Below are 17,502 nucleotides of genomic sequence, written 5' to 3' on the forward strand. Positions count from 1 at the left end.
GGTGATGATCAGGATTTGAACAACCAAAACTGTTTGCTTTGGGAATTGCAGGAGGTGGGCGAAGAATGGTGAAAATGGCCCGCGGCCGCCTCCCGGCGTCCGGCGGGCAACAGGACGGTGTGATTATACCCGCAGCCCGGGCAGGCTGCGAACGCCGGGGCATTCAAGGCTGGCGGCGGTCAAGATTGGCCTGCCAGACACGCAGCAGGTTGCCGCCGGTGATCTTCTCGATCTCTTCCGCGGTGTAGCCGTGCTGCAACAGCGCGGCTGTCAGCCGGGGATAACAGCTCACATCCTCCAGGCCGGCCGGCATTTCATCCACGCCGTCAAAGTCGCTGCCCAAACCAACATGATCGGCGCCGATCAGTCGCACGGCATGATCGATGTGTTTGACGACGTCCTGCAGCGTTTGCCGACGGCGGCGGTAATCCTCGCTCAGGAACATCGCACCGAAATTGAGGCAAACCACCCCGCCATTTTTTTTCAAGGCGAGCAGCATCTCGTCCGACAGGTTGCGTTGAAAGGAGCGGAATTTTCGCAGGCCCGAGTGCGAGGCAATCACCGGCGATTGCGAGAGCTGCAGCACCTGCCAGAACGCTTCGTCCGAAACATGCGATACGTCAATCATCATCCCGAGACGGTTCATCTCCGCCACCACCTGTTTGCCGAAAGCGCTCAAGCCGCGATGGGTGCGGCGGTTGTCATAGGAGGAATCGCAGATTTGATTGTCCTGATTGTGGCAGAGGGTGAGGTAACGAATGCCTTGTTGATAGAAGTGTTGCAGCCGGCTGAGATCACGGCCGATGGGCGTGCCGTTTTCCAGGCTGAGAATCACGGCGTGTTTGCCGGCCTGAACCAGGCGCCTCACCTCCTCGGGAGTGCCGGCCAGGCCGGCGCTGCAGGCATTGGCAGCCAGCAGGCGTTGCAGCATCTCGAGCAGGCGCTGCGCCTCGCGGAAGGCACCATCCGGCGTGGCGTTGAAGCGATTGGAGACAAAAATCGCGAAGAAGGAGGCATCCAACCCGCCCTCCCGGGCGCGTACGAAATCGAAATGCCCGCTCGCTCGCCGTTGCGAGAGATCGGCGCGCGAGCCGGTTCTGCTCAGGTGATAGAGAACGTCGAGGTGTGCGTCGATCACCAGCGCTTGCGCATGGAGGCGTGCCGCGGTTTCACTCGCCCCGCCGGCACCGGTGCGCAGGGGCTGCGCCGCAACAACACCGGCGAGGAAAAGCATCAGAACGGCGGCGTGCCTGCTCCGCGCAGCCGAATCCCACTGCCCGGCGGAGTGAGAAGCACGAGCTGGACAATTATGTCGCGCGCCAACCAGAGCACGAGCTTGGCGCGCAGCGTGTGGTCGGGATAAGTGTCGCAAAAGTCCTCGTTGGCCTGGTGCCGGATGAAAAAACGCGATGTCGCCGGTTATGCCTCTTCGGTAACACTGGCCGCCAGCCTGCCGGCAGGTGGGCGCCGTGCCTCTTCGGCGAGGAGTGGCTTCCACCTGCATGCCCGGCTCTCGCCGAAATCCAGTTCACGTGACGCAGGATCGCATGACCCGGGTCTCCGCGGTCACAAAGCCCCCGCAATCACCCGCCCCACATGCCTGCAGTCGTTTGCGGCATAAACCCGCAACAGCGCGCGGAAGATAGCAGATAATTTTTCACAATTCAAACAGTATCCCACACGGCTTTTTCCGCGGAATGCCGCTTTCGTGGGAGAATCATTTTCCTGCCTGAATTTTGCATCCAGATTGATCTCCTTCGCGTGAGACGCCGCTTTGATCGCGACTCCCAACCACCCAAAGGCTGGTGCATAAAAAATTTTGCAGGCCAACGTGCCGTCAACTCCGGTAGGAGAGAACTGTTTTTAGTGAGGCTGCTTCTTGCATTTCCCAAAACTCCGTGAGGAGTGACCGGTTTGATTCTCCTCGAAAAAACCGCGCCAGCTCATGGGAAATTCGACAGGCCACTCCCGACGGGGTTTAAAGACACGCAAGCTTCCCATGTCTATAAACAGTTCACTCCTGACGGAGTTTTGTGAACAAGGCATTTCTTCCGGTCAACAGCAAGCCAGCATGCAAAATTCAGGTCCTACCGCAGCAGTTTTCCTCCCGTGAAAATGACTTTTCCGCGGGACTTTGCTTTCGTGGGCGGATTTTGAGGGCTTGATCTTCACGTTTGATCTGCCACGGCTTGGCCGTGGCATTCCTGCAGAGAGCATCCGCAGGATCGCAAGAGAAGGCCACGGTCAAACCGTGGCGGAATGGTGATCCTTTGCAAAACCCCAGTAACTTCCCGTCCTTGCGTGTTCTGGCTTTTGAATTTTATCGCTTCGAAAAAGTTGGCAGCATTGGGCTTCCAGCCTGCCTGCAGACAGGAAGTCTGCGCGACATTTCCATCGTAATGAGTGTGCAAACCCACCTGGCAAGTTCCCAGGGATTTTCCCGTGGCCAGATGTTTCAGATCTCCGGCTCAGCCGGCGTGGGAAGGTTTTCGGACAGAAACAAAAATAGCAAGCCTGCCCGGTGCCAATACGACACAGCCTTGATTTGCAATGGATCAGTGAATGACCGCCAGCTTGCGCGTCTGCACCGAGCCGCCCGCCTGCAATCTGCAGAAATAAATGCCGCCGGGCACGCGTGCGCCGTGCTGATCCCGGCCATCCCAGGTGACAACATAATCGCCCGGGGCTTGCCGGCGCTGCACCAGCGTGTTGATCGTCCGGCCGAGGAGATCGTGAATCGTCAATGTCACTTGCGCCGGCCGCAGCAAACGATAGGAAATGGTCGTCGCGCGCAAGTGCGAGGCGGCACGATCCGGCGCAAACGGATTGGGAAAGCTCTGCCCCAGTTCGAGTGTCCGGGGGGCAGCGGGCGTCTCGGTGACCAGGGTTGGGAGATTTTTGCCGTTGAGATGGGCACCAATCAGGACATATTCAATCACTGCAAAGCCGAACAGCACACGTTTGACCGGGCCGACGTTGAGCGCATACCACTCCACCCAGTCATTGTCCGCACCGGCAAATTTGAAGGAGAAGCGATGGCACGGGAAAAAGCGTCCGGCTTCGGTCGTCACGGTGTCCGTGGTGCTTTCGAGTGTCACGCTCCACTCCGCCAGGCGTTGCGGTCCGTACACCCGCCAACTCTCGCCGATTTTTGCGCCAAATTTGAGCCACACCTGCTCGCTCGTATCCTCGCGCACAATCAGCTCGCGGTCATTGCTCCAGCGCAGTCCCGCCCCGCTGAATTCCCGGAATTGATCGAAGCGGTGATAGAGATGGCCACCGGCGCGCAAGCTGTCGATCACCGTCTCCCGCATGACATGCTGAAAGGTCGAGCGCCAGCGCCACCAGTTGCCAATTGCCAGGGGGAAGTAAGAGAGGGAATCGAGATGCGCCAGATCCTGGGCCGCCTGCTCCGCCGGCCGGGTGCGCGTGCAAAGATTCGTACTCAAGCGATCAATACCATCCTGGTAAGCATAGACGAGATAAGTGACCCCGATGCGGAAAGGGTAGCCGCAGCCCGCTTCATCGAAGGGCGTATAAAGCGTGTCCACTTCGTCTTTGTTGCCTTTCCAAATTTTCAAGATTTCAAGATGGGCGCGGCGCTGGTGGATTGCCGGCAATGCTTCAAACGAGAGAACCGTGCCCAGGAAAACGGCATCTGCTTCAGCAAAGGCGCGCGCCGGCGGTGGCGGTGGCACACAGGAGCAGGCCGGCACCTCCCGGGTGTAAAGGAGCAGCAAGGCGGCAAATGCGGCAATCCCGGCCAATACTCTTGCAGGCATAAACTCTCCGATTGGGTGCGTTATTGCGGATACTCGATTTTGCCGATGAACAAGATCGTTTGCGAGTGACGGTCACGAATAAGAAAGAGAAACGGCCGGTCGACGCGGAAGGCGGGAGGGGCTGAAACCACGCCGATCCCCACCGAGGTTGCGGCCGCCGCGGTGGTGCCGTTTTCGTCCACTTCCACGAAAGTTTTGTGCTTGACTTCGGTGATGTACAAACGTTCGGTGGCGGAGATTCTGCTGAAATCGGCGTGCTCGTTGAAGGCAATTGCCATTCCGAGTTGCTGCAAAACCTCGTTCAGGCTCATTTCGCAGGTCATGCTGAATTTGGGCAGGGCCAGCATCAGCTCGCGTGGTGTGAAACCGGCCTGCCAGCGGGCCCAGTTTTCCGCGGTCAGGGCGGCGCACAGGGAAGCGACGGGAACGCCCGGGTGGGGGAGCAGAATGGTCATGCGGAAGCCGGCATCGCCATAGGGCAGATCCACCGCCTGAAAAAGATCCGTGCGCAGATGCGGGAGAACGATTTTGTAATGATTCATCATCCGGCAGGCCCGCTTCTCACCGTTGCCGGTGGTGAACCAGTCCGCCTGCGTGTTGGCCGGGTCGAAGCGATAGGTCCATGCGCCCTTGAAGTATATCGCATTGATCAGGAACATCACTTCTTCCGGCCGGATTTTCTCGACGATTTGTGAAATACGGCCGTGGGTGTTCTCCCGCACCCAGGCGTTGATGAGGTCGAGGGTGGCAGGCGCATTGAAGTCGACGCCGCTGACGCGCGCATTGAAATAGGTTTTGTTGCGATGGATGAAATCCTGTGCGAAGGTCATCTCCTGGCGGTGCCAGATTGAGTTGGCAATTTGGAACTGCACCTGCGGGTCGAGCTGCATGAGCAGTGCGATCAGGCTTTGGCAGGATTGATTGATCTCCTCCAGCGAGAGACCGTCCAGTGCCAAAGTATTTTTCATGGCCTCAAAGGTTTCACCGCCGGCGCCGTTCAACGCCATGCCCAGCGCCATGGCCACACTCAACGGGGAGAGAAAAATGTTCCCGTCCGGCTCCTGCCGCACCACTTCGCGAAAGAGCTGCAAGCCGAAGCGATTGTCCGACGTGACCAGTTGTTTCTCGAGCGGAGTCAGCTCGCGAAAAATGCGGTTGTCCGGCGCGGCGAGGCGGTGCTCGCATTGCAGCAGCAGCAGGCTGAGCCCGCACAGCGCCGCAAGCACGTGCCGTTTGGTTTTCATGACGATGCTCCTTTTTTTTTACAGGTTGAACAACACGGCAAACTGCCAGGTTTCCAAATCCGCGGGGGAAGCGCCCAGCCCCACATCGATGCGCACCGGCCCGGCGGGTTGAAAGCTCACGCCGGCACGAAAGTGCAGCGACGTTTCGCTGCGGCGCACCGGCACGGCGCGATAGCGATCCCCCCGCTCCGGCGAATTTTGCCGGGTGTCGTCCTCCGGTCCGATCACAATCAGGGAATCGGTGCGATACCAAATGTCGACCACTTCGTCGACCGCCACGCGGAGATACTGTTTGATCGCCGCCAGGTGCAGGGACCAGCGTGATCCCAGGCCAAAGGTCATGGCCACCGGCAGCGTGACGCGCGTGGTTGTGCCGTGCTTGTCCAGGTGCAACGTTTTGTCCTCGATGCCGATGGTGGTTTGTGCCGGCGACCACGGTGCGGGCACCAATTGCCGGCTGGCGCGGTAGACTTGTGCATCCTCATACATCAGGGTCCTGCTGTCGTCCTGCTCGAAGTGCACGGCCACGGTGGCTTCACTGTTTTTGTACATCGGGATCACCAGGCCGGCGCTGCTGCTTTTGCGCCGGCGGGTTTCCGTGCCCGTGCCAAGGCGGTCATCCGTGAATTTCGAATTGTAGATGGACTCGTATAGCACATTCCCGGGGTAATAGCGATAGCGATGATAACTGGTGTCCCGCATCGCGCCGCTGTTGGCCAGATCGAGGTCTGCTTCATGATACTCCAGGCGGAAGCGGAAAACAATATGGTTCGGCAGGGGCCATTCGCCATGGACACCGGCGAAATGCGTTGTCCCGGCGTGCCGCCAGCGGCTGTTACTCCGGTGGGAATAATAGGAACGGCTGAAATACTCGGGATCGGTCTCGGCGCCATAGCTGTAAAAGCTGCTGTCGCGATCGCCACCGGTTTGGTTGTGGTGTCCGGTGACCCCGCCGCCAAAGAAACCGATTTGCCGCGCCCCCGGCAGGGTGAACAGCATGCCGGCACTGACTTCATTTTGCCGCAGCGCCGCGCCGGCATTTTTCTCGTTGCGGTAGCGTGCCTGATAAGCATGCGTGAAATTCTGGCTGTAGTCATTGAAGCGCACATAATCGCCGGTGATATCCATCACGGTGCGGCTCAGTTTGGCGCCGGCAGAGAAGAATTCGGCGGGCTTTACCGAAAGATGGACGGTCATCATGTGTGCAGTTTCAGTTTTCTCGTCGAGCCCGTCCTGTTTGAGGTTCGGTTCGATTTCCGGAAAGCGGCTGCTTTCTTCCGTGCGCATGCCGAAGGCATCATAGGCGCCGGAGTACCAGTAGGGAACGTACTCGTAAAAAGTCCCGGAATGATGGATCAATTCATAGCTGAGGGCATACTTCAACTCCGGCAGATATTTCGCGGCAACCTTGCCGAGATAAATCGCCGAGAGCAACGGCTCGAGCTGGCGTTGCGCGGGCCGGGCGTAAAAGGGCGGGAGGAAGTAGGAGTTGACATGGTTGTACAGCGGATAGATGTGATCCTTCGGGGCCTTGGGTTTTTCCGCACTGCCTTTCAAGTCCAGGTAAAGCTGGCTGCCCTTCCGCGAGGAAAGCCTTGCCGGTTGAAAGGAGATCTCGCCCAGGTAGTCCGGCAGCACGCCGAGCAGGCCGCTGTCGAGGTTTTTCAGATTGAGCGAGAGAAGGCGGTGCGGCCGCAGGAAATAGCCGCGCTCGTCGAAGCCCTTCTCCAGCAGATAATCGTTCCAGTATTGTGCCGGTGCGGCCAGCGGGCTGAGCAGGGCGGCGGCAAGCAGCAAAAGCCGTTTCATGAGTGACCCTCCGAAGCAACAGATTGGGATTGGCTGATTCGCATCAGAGGTTGCCTTGTTTTATTTCTGCTCCCGAGCCTTGCAGTGTGATGCGGAGCAAGAGTATGGCAAAGAGTAAGGGCAGGAGCTTCCCGGGCGGCCATTACGGGATGTTTGCCCGCAGCATCTTGCGCATGGCCACGACACGGGCATCCAAAGACAGACGATAAAAGTAAACGCCGGCGGCCACCCGTTTTCCCGCGGCAGTTGTCCCCAGCCAGCGCGCCTGGTATTCGCCGGCGGGCTGGCGTTGGTCAATCAGCGTGGCAAGGTGATTCCCGAGCACATCGAATACCTCCAATTTCACGTGGCGGGCGGCGGCAAGACGATACCGCAACACCGTTTCAGCATGGAAGGGATTGGGAACATTCTGCGCCAGCCAGAAACCATGCACTGGCATCCCCGCTCTGTGGTCAACAATCGCGCTCGGGCCGCTGTGATAGCGCCAGACGCCGTGACCATGGGTCGCAATGTAAATCAGGCGCGGCGTCCTTTGATCCGCGACAATGCTGGTGATGCCCGCGATCACCACCGGCGTGGGCAACACCGGCGGCGGGATCTCCTGCCACCTCTCCCCGCCATCAAAACTTTCCCACAGCGCCCAGCTATCGGGATTCGCGATCAGACCGCCGGCGTAAATGTGCCCGGGATTCGCGGAATCTAGCGCCAGGCCGTGGAAATAAACCGGGGTGTCACGCAGGCCGGTATAATCCCACCTTTTGCCACCGTCAACCGTCTTGATCACTGCGCCCTCCATGCCGGCATAGACGGTGTCGGGATGCAGCGGATGAATGGCAATCGCAGTGCAGGCATTATCGCCGCGGAGATCCGGGTAAAATATCTCCCACGTCTGACCGTCATCCTGCGACTTCGCGAGCCAGGGCGCAAAGATGCCGGTTTCGCCGCCGGCCCAAATCGTGCTGGTGAAATAATCACGCTGGTGCACCGCCAGCACGTTGGTGGTGCCAATACCAATGCTGAAGGCCGGCTGCCACCAGCGTCTGAAAGTTTGAGAGCGATAGATCATGCCGTTGCCGCCGGCAAAGGCAGCGCCCAGCGGCGCATGGCCGGTGGAGCGAAAACTCGCAAGCGCTGTAACGAGATAAAAATCCGGCTGGGGCAGGCCGGAATCGGCTGGCACCCACACGCCGTGTTCCAGGCGGTAAAGGCGGGTGGAATCACCCGCCTCATAATTGGGCAGCAGGCCGACGACCGGCGCATGAAAATCAGCAGGTCCGGCGCCCCAGATTTGAATATCGAGCGCGGTGAGCTTCTTGCCTTGCAAGCCCAACTCAACCCAGCCGGAATCCGGCGCTGCCAGATTGCGGCGATAAACGCCCTCCTTCTCGGTGGCGGCATAGAGCAGAGCCGGCAAGGGCAGGGTATTATAAACCACTGCCAGGGCAGTCACTCGCTTGCCTTGCAGGCCAAAGGCCTCGAGCTTGCCGGTGGCTGCCGGTTGTGCGATCGATGGGTTGCTGAGCAAGCCGGCAGCCAGGCCTGCCAGCAAGGTGGCAAGGGACTTCATCATTTTTTGTCTCGGCATCGTGTTTGTCTCAAAAAGTTTCAACCTCGGCGGAGCCGGGTCTCTCACAACCGGCGGTCGTTGAGACGCCGAGATATTGAGGCAACGGCCAATCCGTTGCCGGAACAGTCGTGGAAAAGTCAGCGATTTCGGAGGAGTACTGATTTGATCGTGCGCGGCGGGCCTCGAGCGGTCGGCGCGCAGGAGGTTCTCACCGCTTTTGCCGTTGCACAACAACATGATGATCAGCGCTGACGCGCGGTCGGTTGTCTCGCAGAGCACATCCACTCTCTCATTGTCATCCTGCCGGGGCCTGTGAAAATTCGGGCCCGCTGTCAGGTCTTTCACCAGAATTGCCGGGATGACGCACCGCGGGATCATGCACCAAACGAGATCGCCGGGCACCGCGTCTCCGGTTGTGATTTCACCCGTGTCTCAGCGCTGGCAGTGTCGGCTTGTGGAGTGCCGTTGCTATGTCCGCATATGCCGCCGGCAAAGACAGATTGGAGGCGGCTGGATGGCCGGTATTGTTTTTGGCATCGCCTGTTGTTTTGTTCAAAAGTAGTGCCAATGGCTGGTTGGGCAACCGTCGGGTTTGCTTGCCGCTGTCGCGGAGGTGCCGCGATTTTTGCGTCTGAAAAAGATGATGTTATGGCGACCGGGTGGAGAGCAGAGAAAGCAAAGCTTGCGCGTCGAGAACACTGTTGCTGGCTGCGATCAATTTTTTGAAGGCTTCACCAATTTTTTGGAACGGAAATCCGGCACAGGGATCCAGATGGCGGCCTCGGCATTGCCGTATGCCCGGGCGCAGCCGCGCCAGAATTGATATCCGACCCAGGCGCAAACCACGGCGTCGAGCATGTCCTCCAGGCCCTTGAGGAGCACAGCGCCGCCGCGACGGCGCACCGCAGTTGCGGCCGGCACCAGGCTGGTCACGCCCTTGATCTCGCCGGCGAGCGCGTCGCGCAAAGCCTCGAGATTGCGGCAGAGGCGGCGCCAGCGCAGGGCGGGTGAGGCTTCCGGCCAGTATTGCGCGCGACGCGAGGTTTTGTAAGCCAGGCGCCTTGGCAGTTGCATCAGCTCGATGATGGCAGGATGGGGATAGGTTTCGAGAAAGACGCGTTTTTGCCGCGGCAGCACGCCGTGGGTATGCCAGTGATAGCCGGCGGCGCAAAGCTGCTGGAAGAGGGCGTATGCCAGCGGGCCGGGACGCCGGGCGGTGGGCGTATGCGTGCCAGCGCCGCGGCTCACGTAGGCTGAAGTCACGGCATTGTCGCACATCCGGCGGCCAGCGAGCGGTTGTGGCGAGAGCGGAATATCGAGCGCGATGATGCGCGGCAGGGCGCCGCTGAGTTTGCGGCAATGCGCCAGCAGGGCGTTGATGGCAGGGGGAGAGCCGTGAACCCGGTTGCGCCAATCGCTTTGCCTGTGCAGGCCGGCAGCGAGAAATTCTTCGTAGGATCGGCCGAGCGCGAGCAATTCCGGTTTGGCATTTTTGCGTGCACCCAGCAGCGCCACGCCGGAAGGTTGTTGTGCAGTCCAGGCCGCATCAATGCCGAGAATGTGGATGGTCATGAGGAATTGATCAGGAGCGTTGCGCCACGATTTGGCCGTGGCGTTGGGTCTTTAGCCCGGAGCACGGTGCTGGCCGGGACGGCGCTGAAAAGTCCCCCGAGTTTTCCCAACTTTAACACTTTGGCAACGCCGGCCAAGCCGGGGGTGGAACCTTCCGGGTGAATACCAGGGCGTTGCCCGCTCAGCAAGGTTGACGCCGGCCTCGATCCGAATCCAGCAACTGCCGTGCGCGGCGAAACACGGCGTCAAACATCGCCTCGGTCAGTCTGCCGGTGAAGGTGTTTTGCTGGCTGGGATGAAAGGAGGCCAGCAGCGTGATTTTGTCGGTCAGCTTCACCTCGGCGCGATGCGCGAATTTGGGCCTGGGGGAATGAGTCATACCATAGACTTCCCCGAAAACGGAAAGCGCGGTGTTGAATGCTATTCGGCCGAGTGCGATCACCACTTTGATTTGCTTCAGCAAGGCTGCTTCGGTGAGAATGAAAGGGCGGCAATTCGCCAGCTCCTCGGGCGTCGGTTTGTTGGCTGGCGGGGCACAGCGACAGGGCGCGGTGATCAGGCAATCTTTCAACTTCAACCCGTCATGGCGATGGAGGGAGACGGGTTGATTGGCAAAACCGGCTTTGTACAAGGCGCGGTAAAGCCAGTCGCCACTGCGGTCGCCGGTGAAGGTGCGACCGGTGCGGTTGCCGCCGTGAGCCGCGGGCGCCAGACCGATGATCAACAGGCACGCCCGCCAGTCGCCGAAGGAGGGCACGGGTTTGCCCCAATATTCTTCGTCGGCGAAACGTTTGGTTTTTTCGCGGGCGAGACGTTCCCGCCAGGCCACCAGCCGGGGACAGCGCCGGCAGGTGATGATTTCCTGCTGCAATTGCAGCAGGTTGCGCCGGGTGGGATGGACAACCATGCGGTGAGCTTTCGAAATGAGATCGTTTTGTTCACACTTGTTGTGAAGGCGTGTCAATCTAATCATTTTTGTCCGGCGGCACAAGTGGAGAGACCGCCGGGCCAACTCCGGCAGGCTGCGGTGTGAGCACCAGGCGCCGCCTGCGTGCCGGGAGTGTTTCCCGGGTCGCCCCTTGCGCTTTTGTGCCAAAAAAGACATATTCAGTACAATTTAACCAAAACCAGGCAGGTGTTTTCCCGCAGTCGCACGTTTGATTGACAAGGAGAGCCCTATGTTGCAGAAAACGGTACAAGATGCCCTGAATGAGCAAGTCAAAGCCGAGCTGGAATCAGCCTACATTTATCTCGCCATGTCGGCCTGCTGCGAGTCGCTCAGCCTGCGCGGCTTCGCACATTGGATGCGGGTGCAAAGCCGGGAGGAAGTCGGGCACGCGCTCAAGCTGTTCGACTACGTCAACGATCGTGGCGGCCGGGTGGTGTTGCAGGCTTTGGCCCAGCCACCGGTGGATTACCAATCGGTGCTCGACATGATGGAGCATGCCCTCAGTCACGAACAAAAAGTGAGCGGGATGATCCACCGCCTCTATGAGCTGGCGCTTGCGGAAAGCGACTATCCCACCCAGGCGCATCTGCAGTGGTTTCTCACCGAGCAGGTGGAGGAGGAAAAGACGGCGCAGGAAATCGTACAACAACTCAAGATGATTGGCAATCACATGCCGGCTCTGCTGATGCTGGACCGTCAGATGGGCCAGCGCGGCAACAAGTGAGGGAGCGCTGACCGGCCCGGTGCGGCAGCGAAACGCCGGATTCTGCAGAAAGGAGGTACCAGCGGGCGGAATTTCATGCTGTTGCCACGGCGGCAGGTCGTATCACTTGGTTACTCAAAAATCCGTCAGGGAGGAATTTCATGTTCAATCTGCGACGTTGTTTGTCGATGCTGCTGTTGCTCGCTGTGATGCCGCTGGCTGCCCACGGCCAGTTGACGATTCAGGGCACGGTCACGGATGATCGCGGCGAGCCCCTGGTCGGTGCCAACGTGCTGATTCCCGGCACCACGCGCGGCGCCGCGTCCGACGTGAACGGCAAATTCACCATTTTGGTGCCGTCGCCGGGCGCGGAAACGGTGGTGGAAGCGCGCCTGATCGGCTACAAAACCGCGCGGCAGCGTGTCACGCAAACCAGCGGGATTGCCGAGGTCAACTTCTCGCTGACTGTTGATGCGCTGCAAATGGATGAAGTCGTGGTCACCGGCACTTCCGTGGCCACGGCGAAGCGGCAGCTTGGCAATGCCATTTCCACGGTGAACCTCCGCGCGGTGGAGGCGACCGGTGCCACGGCGATCGACGCCGCGCTCACCGGCAAGATTGCCGGCGCACAAATCAGCCAGAACTCGGGCAACCCGGCGGGCGGTGTCACGGTGCGGCTGCGCGGCACCAGCACGGTGCTGGGCAATGCCGACCCGCTTTATATCGTCGATGGCGTGATTGTGAGCAACGATTCGCCACAGTTGATCGATCTTGGCGGCTACCGGCAAAACCGGCTGGTGGATCTCAATCCGCAGGACATCGAGCGCATCGAGGTGATCAAGGGCGCGGCGGCGGCGGCGATCTACGGCTCGCGTGCCAACAATGGCGTGGTGCAAATCTTCACCAAACGCGGCAGCATCGGGGAACCGCGCATCAGCCTCACCTCGCGTTTCATGACCAGCGCGATTCGCAAGACCCTGGAGGTCAACAGGTATCCGTTCGACAAGCCGCAAAGCGACCCCACCGCCAAGCCGGTGACGCGCTACGATTACCAGGATTTCATTTTCCGGCGCGCCTACGGCACGGAGAACAATTTCTCGATCACCGGCGGCAGCGCCAACACGCAATACTATTTCTCCGGCTCCTACCTCGGCAACGAGGGCATCGTCAACAAGACCTCCTATCATCGCACCGGCGGCCGGGCGCGCATCGATCAAACCCTGTCGAGCTGGGCGCGGCTCTCGGCCGGCGCGAATTACACCTACAGCCAGAGCGATGAGGTGCCCAACGGCGGCATCAACGAGGCCTATGGCGCCCTCACCGGGTTTATCTTTTCGCCCAATATCACCGACCCGCGGCCGGTCAATGGTGTTTATCCCAACACGGCTGCCATCAACCGCACCAACCCGGTGCAGGCCATCGATCTGTTCAAATTCGGCCAGCAAAGCAGCCGCTTCATTGGTGATCTGCAGCTCGGCCTCACGCCCTGGCGCGGCCTGAGCGTGGATTACACGCTGGGCTATGACACCTACAATCAGATCGGCACGGGTTACATCCCCTCGGGCACCACGGCGGCGCTCTATCCGCTCGGTTTCTCGCGGCGCGGCGAGCGCGATTTTCTGCAGTTGAACAACGATGTCAACGTGCGTTATCAAACCGAACTGTCCGCTTCGCTGCAGTCCACCACGGTGGTGGGCGGCACGCTGCAATACGAGAGGGCGAGCAACTTTGCCGCACAAGCGACGCAGTTGAGCCCGGTGTCGCAAATCGTGCCGAGCGGCGCGACACTCACGGTCAGCGAATTCCGCAGCCGCAATGTCATCTATGGCGCGTTTGTCCAGCAGACCTTCGGGCTGTCCAACCGGCTGTTTGTCACGGTTGCCGGCCGCGTCGATGCCTCCTCGGTGTTCGGCAAGGAGGAACGCTGGCAGTTTTATCCCAAAGCCAGTGCTTCGTATTTGCTCTCCGATGAAAGTTTTTGGCGCAATGGCGGCCTGGCGGGCGTGTTTCCCAGCTTCAAGCTGCGCGCTTCGTGGGGCGAATCCGGCAATCTCACTGCCATCGGCCCCTTTGACCGTTTCACGAACTACAGCCCGGTGTCCTATGACGGCAAATCCGGCCTGGTGCCCAGCACGCAGCTCGGCACCGCCGACATCAAGCCCGAGCGCCAGCGCGAATATGAAGTGGGCGTGGACTTCAGCCTGTGGCGCGACAAACTCGCCGTCGAGCTGTCTTATTACAATCAGCACGTGACCGACCTGCTGTTGTTCCGTTCGCTCGCACCCTCCACCGGCTTCTCGAGCCGTCTGGAAAACATTGGCACGCTGGACAACAAGGGTTGGGAGGTGCTGTTGCGCGCCCTGCCGCTGCAAAGCCGCAGTCTGCGCTGGAGCACGACCTTCACCTACGCCACCAACAAGAACGAGGTCAACGGCATCGAAAGCGGTATCCTGCTGCTGGCCGATTCTTTCGGCCAATCGGCGGCGGTGAATGGCAAGCCGCTGGGCGTGTTCTACACCACCTTCTATGCGCGCAATCCCGACGGCAGCTTGCTGCTGACGCCGGCGGGCCTGCCGCAACCCGAGCAGCGCAGCCGCCATCCGCAAACCGGCCAGCCCACCGGCGGCACCATTCGCACCGTCACCGGCGACCCCAATCCCGATTTCACCTTCTCGTGGCTCAATGAGCTGGAGATCGGCCGCAATTGGTCGGTGCGGGCCCAGGTCGATGCGGTGCAGGGCTTCGACGTGTTCAACTTCACGCGGCGGGTGGGCGCACGCGGGCCGCTTTACGGCAATCTGGTCGACTACCAGCGCGAGTTGGAGGGCAAAGTCCCGGCGGGCTACAACACCGCGTTGTTTTCGATTTTGGGCGCCTGGATCGAAGACGGTTCGTTCATCAAACTGCGTGAAGTGGCGGTGTCGTATGACCTGCATCCCAGAATGCTCGGTCTGCGCAGCCTGCGGCTGAGTCTGATCGGCCGCAATCTGCTGTCGATCGATGACTACAGCGGCTATGATCCGGAAATCAACACCGCCGGCCAGAGCACGGGCGTGCGGGGCTTTGACTTCGTCGAAGTGCCGATTCCGCGCACGTTTTCCTTCGGCGTGACATTGAATTACTAGCGTGCTGCTGTCTTGCTTGGTCGTCTTGCCCGCGGGTGGAGCGCGGCGGCGGGCGCCCGTCCGTGCGACGCGTTTTGTGCAACACGGGGCGTGACGCTCCGCTCTTTCCGGCTGGCCGGCAGGACGTTTTTGCCGCAAACCCTCATTTGGGAGAATCCAACTGATGAAGCGTTTTCTTCATACCCCGAAAGTGGCGCTGCTATTGTCAGGCATGCTGCTGGTGGTGCTCACCGCCTGCTCGCTGGATGTCACCAACCCCAACAGCGCCTCGGAAGATCAGGTGTTGACCACGCGCGCCGGCGTGATCGCGCTGGCCGTGGGCATGCAGCAAAATTTCGCCGTGAGCGTGATGGAACCGGTGATTCTGACGCCGGGTGTCACCAGCGGCGAAATCGCGATCAATTCCACCTTCACCAACCTGCTGGAACTGCAGGACGGCGGCAACCAGGTCACCACCGGCAACGGCAACGTGCTGGCGCTGTGGGCGCGGCCGATCCGGGTGATCGGCATGGCGAATGACTTGATTGCCAGCGCGCCCAAAGTGCAACTGGAGGGCGGCACGCGCAGCGGCATTATCGCTCTGGCGCATCTCTACAAGGCCATGGCGATGGGCTTTTTGGCGCAGTCGTTCGAGCAGGCGCCGGTCGATTTGGACAAGAACGGCCGGGCGGTGTTCCAACCGCGGCAGGAGGTGTTGCTTGCCGCCATCCGTCTGCTTGATGCCGCCACGCAGTTGCTGGCTGCGACGCCGGTGAGCAACGAATTCAATACGCAGATCCTGGCGCGAAATTTCGATCTGCTCAACACGATCAATGCCATGCGGGCGCGCTACAACCTGATGGCCGGCCGTTATCAAGCCGCGCTCGACATCGCGGGCAGTGTCAACCCCGCCGCCAAATCGGTTTTCACCTACGATGATCGCAATCCCAATCCCATTTACCAGCTCGTGTTCATCAACCGCAACTATGCCCCGCGCGACAACTTCGGCAGCCGGCTGACTGAACCGGGTGACGGCCGGCTGGCGTTCTATCTCAATCCGGCAGACAAAACCAATCCCTCGCCCTACAATCTGCCCATCGATGACCTTAAGGGTTTCTTCGATGCCGCCAACAAGGCGATTCCGGTGTATCTGCCCGGCGAGATGAATTTGATCAAAGCCGAGGCGCTGGTGCGGCTCGGCCGCCTGCCCGAAGCGGTGAATGAGATCAACGCGGTGCGCACCAAAACCAGCGATCCCTTCGGCGTCGCGGCCGGCTTGCCGGCTTACAGTGGCGCGGTGACCGAAGCGGCGTTGTTGGAAGAAATTTACCGCCAGCGCACTGCCGAGTTGTTCATGACCGGCTTGCATCTTGAAGACAGCCGCCGGCTGGGCCGTCCCGGTCCGCTCGATCCCAACCCCGAGCGCAACCGCAATTTCTATCCCTATCCCGACCAGGAACGGCTGAACAATCCCAACACCCCGGCGGATCCCACCATCTGAAGCGAATGGCAGGGGCATGGCGGAAGGGCCGTGCCCCTGCTTTTGCGAGGCGCTTCACTTTCATGAAAAACCAACACTCGCCAGCCGCAAGCTGGTTGCGGATCAGGCGATTCTCGCGGCCGTGCGACATCATCAACCACGGCGTGTGCTCGATCTCGGTTGTGGAGAAGGCTGGCTGGCCCGCTGTCTGGCGCAGCCGGGCCGGAAAGTGCTGGGTGTCGATGCCATACCGGCGTTGATTGCAGCGGCGCGGCAGCGCGGTCGGGCGGCGTTTGCCGTGTGTTCGGATGAAGAAATTGCCGCGGGCGCGCTGGCCCCGCACGGCCGTTTCGATGCGGTCGTCTGCAATTTTTCCCTGTTGGGTGAGAAATCGGTGGAGAAACGGTTGCGTGCTGTGCCGGCGCTGCGGAGTCACCGCGGCCGCTTGTTTGTGCAAACGCTGCCTCCGCGGGTGGCTTGCGGCCGTGAGCCTGATTGCGATGGCTGGCGGCCCGGCTCATGGCAGGGATGCGGCCCGGGGTTCACCCGGCCCGCGCCGTGGTATTTTCGCACCGTCCGTTCGTGGCTCAATCTCTTCACGCGCTGCGGCCTGCGCCTGGTGGAATGCCGGGAGCCCCTGCATCCGCACACTCTCGCGCCGGCCGCGATTCTTTTCATTTGCGCCGCACCCAAGCCGGCCGCCTGAGCGGGGTGTGTCCGGCAGCAGCGGTCTCAGCTTGTGGCGGTGATCCAGCTCACCGCATCACCCACCACGATCTCCCCATCATCCAAAACTTCCGCAAACACGCCGCCCCCCCAGTGGTGTTCCATGCAGGCGCGCAGCCCGGACAGGGCCTCGTCCATGCGTTCGCACGGCCGGGTTTCGCCGAGAATGCGCAGCCGGCAGTGGCCGATTTGCAGCAGGCGGCCGCGGCTGTCCTGCAATGGCAAGCCGCTGATCATCAAATTGGCACGCCGGGCAGCGGGATCGAGCTGTGCGCCCAGTTGCTGCATCATCTCCGCCCAGCGTTCCGCCGCGATGATCGTCACCTGGCGCTTGCCGCCCTGATTGGCATTGCCCACCAGCCCCCGGCCCGCCACCAGTCGTGCGGCTGGCTGCGGGTCCATCGGGCCACGCCTGGCGCGTTTGATCCAGATTCGTTCGAGTTTGCCTGTTGTTGGCATGGTCTTCCCTTTGTGTTTTTGTCCTGGGTCGGCAACGGAAAAGCACAGTCGCCGCATGTATCGCAAAACTCCCTGCCCGCCGTTTCTGCCTGTCTTCCCGGTGCGCG

The 17,502-nt window shown here is 60.6% G+C and carries 13 protein-coding genes; 4 read left to right on the forward strand and 9 right to left on the reverse strand.

Annotated elements, in window-relative coordinates; translation table 11 throughout:
* Positions 1–163: 163 nt before the first annotated feature.
* The 8 genes from ONB52_17450 to ONB52_17485 all read right to left on the reverse strand — a co-directional run bounded on the left by ONB52_17450 (position 164) and on the right by ONB52_17485 (position 10,881).
* Entirely contained in the window at positions 164–1,234 is a 1,071-nt protein-coding gene (locus ONB52_17450; GenBank protein ID MDZ7417921.1) for a dipeptidase, read from the reverse strand.
* A 332-nt stretch (positions 1,235–1,566) separates the two neighbouring features.
* The gene (locus ONB52_17455; GenBank protein MDZ7417922.1) at positions 1,567–1,830 is read right to left on the reverse strand and encodes a hypothetical protein; all 264 of its coding nucleotides are present in this window, start codon (positions 1,828–1,830) and stop codon (positions 1,567–1,569) included.
* A gap of 725 nt (positions 1,831–2,555) precedes the next feature.
* The gene (locus ONB52_17460) at positions 2,556–3,782 is read right to left on the reverse strand and encodes a hypothetical protein (GenBank protein MDZ7417923.1); all 1,227 of its coding nucleotides are present in this window, start codon (positions 3,780–3,782) and stop codon (positions 2,556–2,558) included.
* Positions 3,783–3,802: 20 nt separating this feature from the next.
* The gene (locus ONB52_17465) at positions 3,803–5,026 is read right to left on the reverse strand and encodes a serpin family protein (protein MDZ7417924.1); all 1,224 of its coding nucleotides are present in this window, start codon (positions 5,024–5,026) and stop codon (positions 3,803–3,805) included.
* Between the two features lie 18 nt (positions 5,027–5,044).
* Positions 5,045–6,835, reverse strand: a complete 1,791-nt coding sequence (locus tag ONB52_17470; GenBank protein ID MDZ7417925.1) for a hypothetical protein — start codon at positions 6,833–6,835, stop codon at positions 5,045–5,047.
* A gap of 142 nt (positions 6,836–6,977) precedes the next feature.
* The gene (locus ONB52_17475) at positions 6,978–8,405 is read right to left on the reverse strand and encodes a hypothetical protein (GenBank protein MDZ7417926.1); all 1,428 of its coding nucleotides are present in this window, start codon (positions 8,403–8,405) and stop codon (positions 6,978–6,980) included.
* 711 nt (positions 8,406–9,116) lie between these two features.
* Positions 9,117–9,974: a DUF429 domain-containing protein gene (locus tag ONB52_17480; GenBank protein MDZ7417927.1), complete on the reverse strand. Its 858-nt coding sequence runs from the start codon at positions 9,972–9,974 to the stop codon at positions 9,117–9,119.
* Between the two features lie 181 nt (positions 9,975–10,155).
* Positions 10,156–10,881: a uracil-DNA glycosylase gene (locus ONB52_17485; protein MDZ7417928.1), complete on the reverse strand. Its 726-nt coding sequence runs from the start codon at positions 10,879–10,881 to the stop codon at positions 10,156–10,158.
* A gap of 271 nt (positions 10,882–11,152) precedes the next feature.
* On the opposite strand from ONB52_17485, the gene ONB52_17490 reads away from it, so the two are divergent.
* The 4 genes from ONB52_17490 to ONB52_17505 all read left to right on the forward strand — a co-directional run bounded on the left by ONB52_17490 (position 11,153) and on the right by ONB52_17505 (position 16,916).
* The gene (locus ONB52_17490) at positions 11,153–11,647 is read left to right on the forward strand and encodes a ferritin (GenBank protein ID MDZ7417929.1); all 495 of its coding nucleotides are present in this window, start codon (positions 11,153–11,155) and stop codon (positions 11,645–11,647) included.
* 140 nt (positions 11,648–11,787) lie between these two features.
* A complete protein-coding gene (locus tag ONB52_17495; GenBank protein ID MDZ7417930.1) occupies positions 11,788–14,751 on the forward strand; it encodes a SusC/RagA family TonB-linked outer membrane protein in 2,964 nt (987 codons plus the stop codon).
* A gap of 163 nt (positions 14,752–14,914) precedes the next feature.
* Positions 14,915–16,231 carry a RagB/SusD family nutrient uptake outer membrane protein gene (locus ONB52_17500; GenBank protein ID MDZ7417931.1) on the forward strand — a complete coding sequence of 439 codons (1,317 nt, stop codon included), beginning with the start codon at positions 14,915–14,917 and terminating at the stop codon, positions 16,229–16,231.
* A 16-nt stretch (positions 16,232–16,247) separates the two neighbouring features.
* The gene (locus ONB52_17505) at positions 16,248–16,916 is read left to right on the forward strand and encodes a class I SAM-dependent methyltransferase (protein MDZ7417932.1); all 669 of its coding nucleotides are present in this window, start codon (positions 16,248–16,250) and stop codon (positions 16,914–16,916) included.
* A gap of 26 nt (positions 16,917–16,942) precedes the next feature.
* Here the strand turns inward: ONB52_17505 and ONB52_17510 are convergent, their stop codons facing one another.
* Positions 16,943–17,395, reverse strand: a complete 453-nt coding sequence (locus ONB52_17510; GenBank protein MDZ7417933.1) for an MOSC domain-containing protein — start codon at positions 17,393–17,395, stop codon at positions 16,943–16,945.
* Positions 17,396–17,502 lie beyond the last annotated feature (107 nt).

It is taken from the genome of candidate division KSB1 bacterium, assembly GCA_034506255.1.
Lineage (GTDB): Bacteria > Zhuqueibacterota > Zhuqueibacteria > Zhuqueibacterales > Zhuqueibacteraceae > Coneutiohabitans > Coneutiohabitans thermophilus.

Coding starts and splice junctions, on each gene's coding strand:
- ONB52_17475 (MDZ7417926.1), bottom strand. CDS start 8,405: ATGATGAAGTCCCTTGCCACCTTGCTGGCAGGCCTGGCTGCCGGCTTG.
- ONB52_17465 (MDZ7417924.1), bottom strand. CDS start 5,026: ATGAAAACCAAACGGCACGTGCTTGCGGCGCTGTGCGGGCTCAGCCTG.
- ONB52_17470 (MDZ7417925.1), bottom strand. CDS start 6,835: ATGAAACGGCTTTTGCTGCTTGCCGCCGCCCTGCTCAGCCCGCTGGCC.
- ONB52_17490 (MDZ7417929.1), top strand. CDS start 11,153: ATGTTGCAGAAAACGGTACAAGATGCCCTGAATGAGCAAGTCAAAGCC.
- ONB52_17505 (MDZ7417932.1), top strand. CDS start 16,248: ATGGCGGAAGGGCCGTGCCCCTGCTTTTGCGAGGCGCTTCACTTTCAT.
- ONB52_17510 (MDZ7417933.1), bottom strand. CDS start 17,395: ATGCCAACAACAGGCAAACTCGAACGAATCTGGATCAAACGCGCCAGG.
- ONB52_17495 (MDZ7417930.1), top strand. CDS start 11,788: ATGTTCAATCTGCGACGTTGTTTGTCGATGCTGCTGTTGCTCGCTGTG.
- ONB52_17480 (MDZ7417927.1), bottom strand. CDS start 9,974: ATGACCATCCACATTCTCGGCATTGATGCGGCCTGGACTGCACAACAA.
- ONB52_17485 (MDZ7417928.1), bottom strand. CDS start 10,881: ATGGTTGTCCATCCCACCCGGCGCAACCTGCTGCAATTGCAGCAGGAA.
- ONB52_17460 (MDZ7417923.1), bottom strand. CDS start 3,782: ATGCCTGCAAGAGTATTGGCCGGGATTGCCGCATTTGCCGCCTTGCTG.
- ONB52_17500 (MDZ7417931.1), top strand. CDS start 14,915: ATGAAGCGTTTTCTTCATACCCCGAAAGTGGCGCTGCTATTGTCAGGC.
- ONB52_17450 (MDZ7417921.1), bottom strand. CDS start 1,234: ATGCTTTTCCTCGCCGGTGTTGTTGCGGCGCAGCCCCTGCGCACCGGT.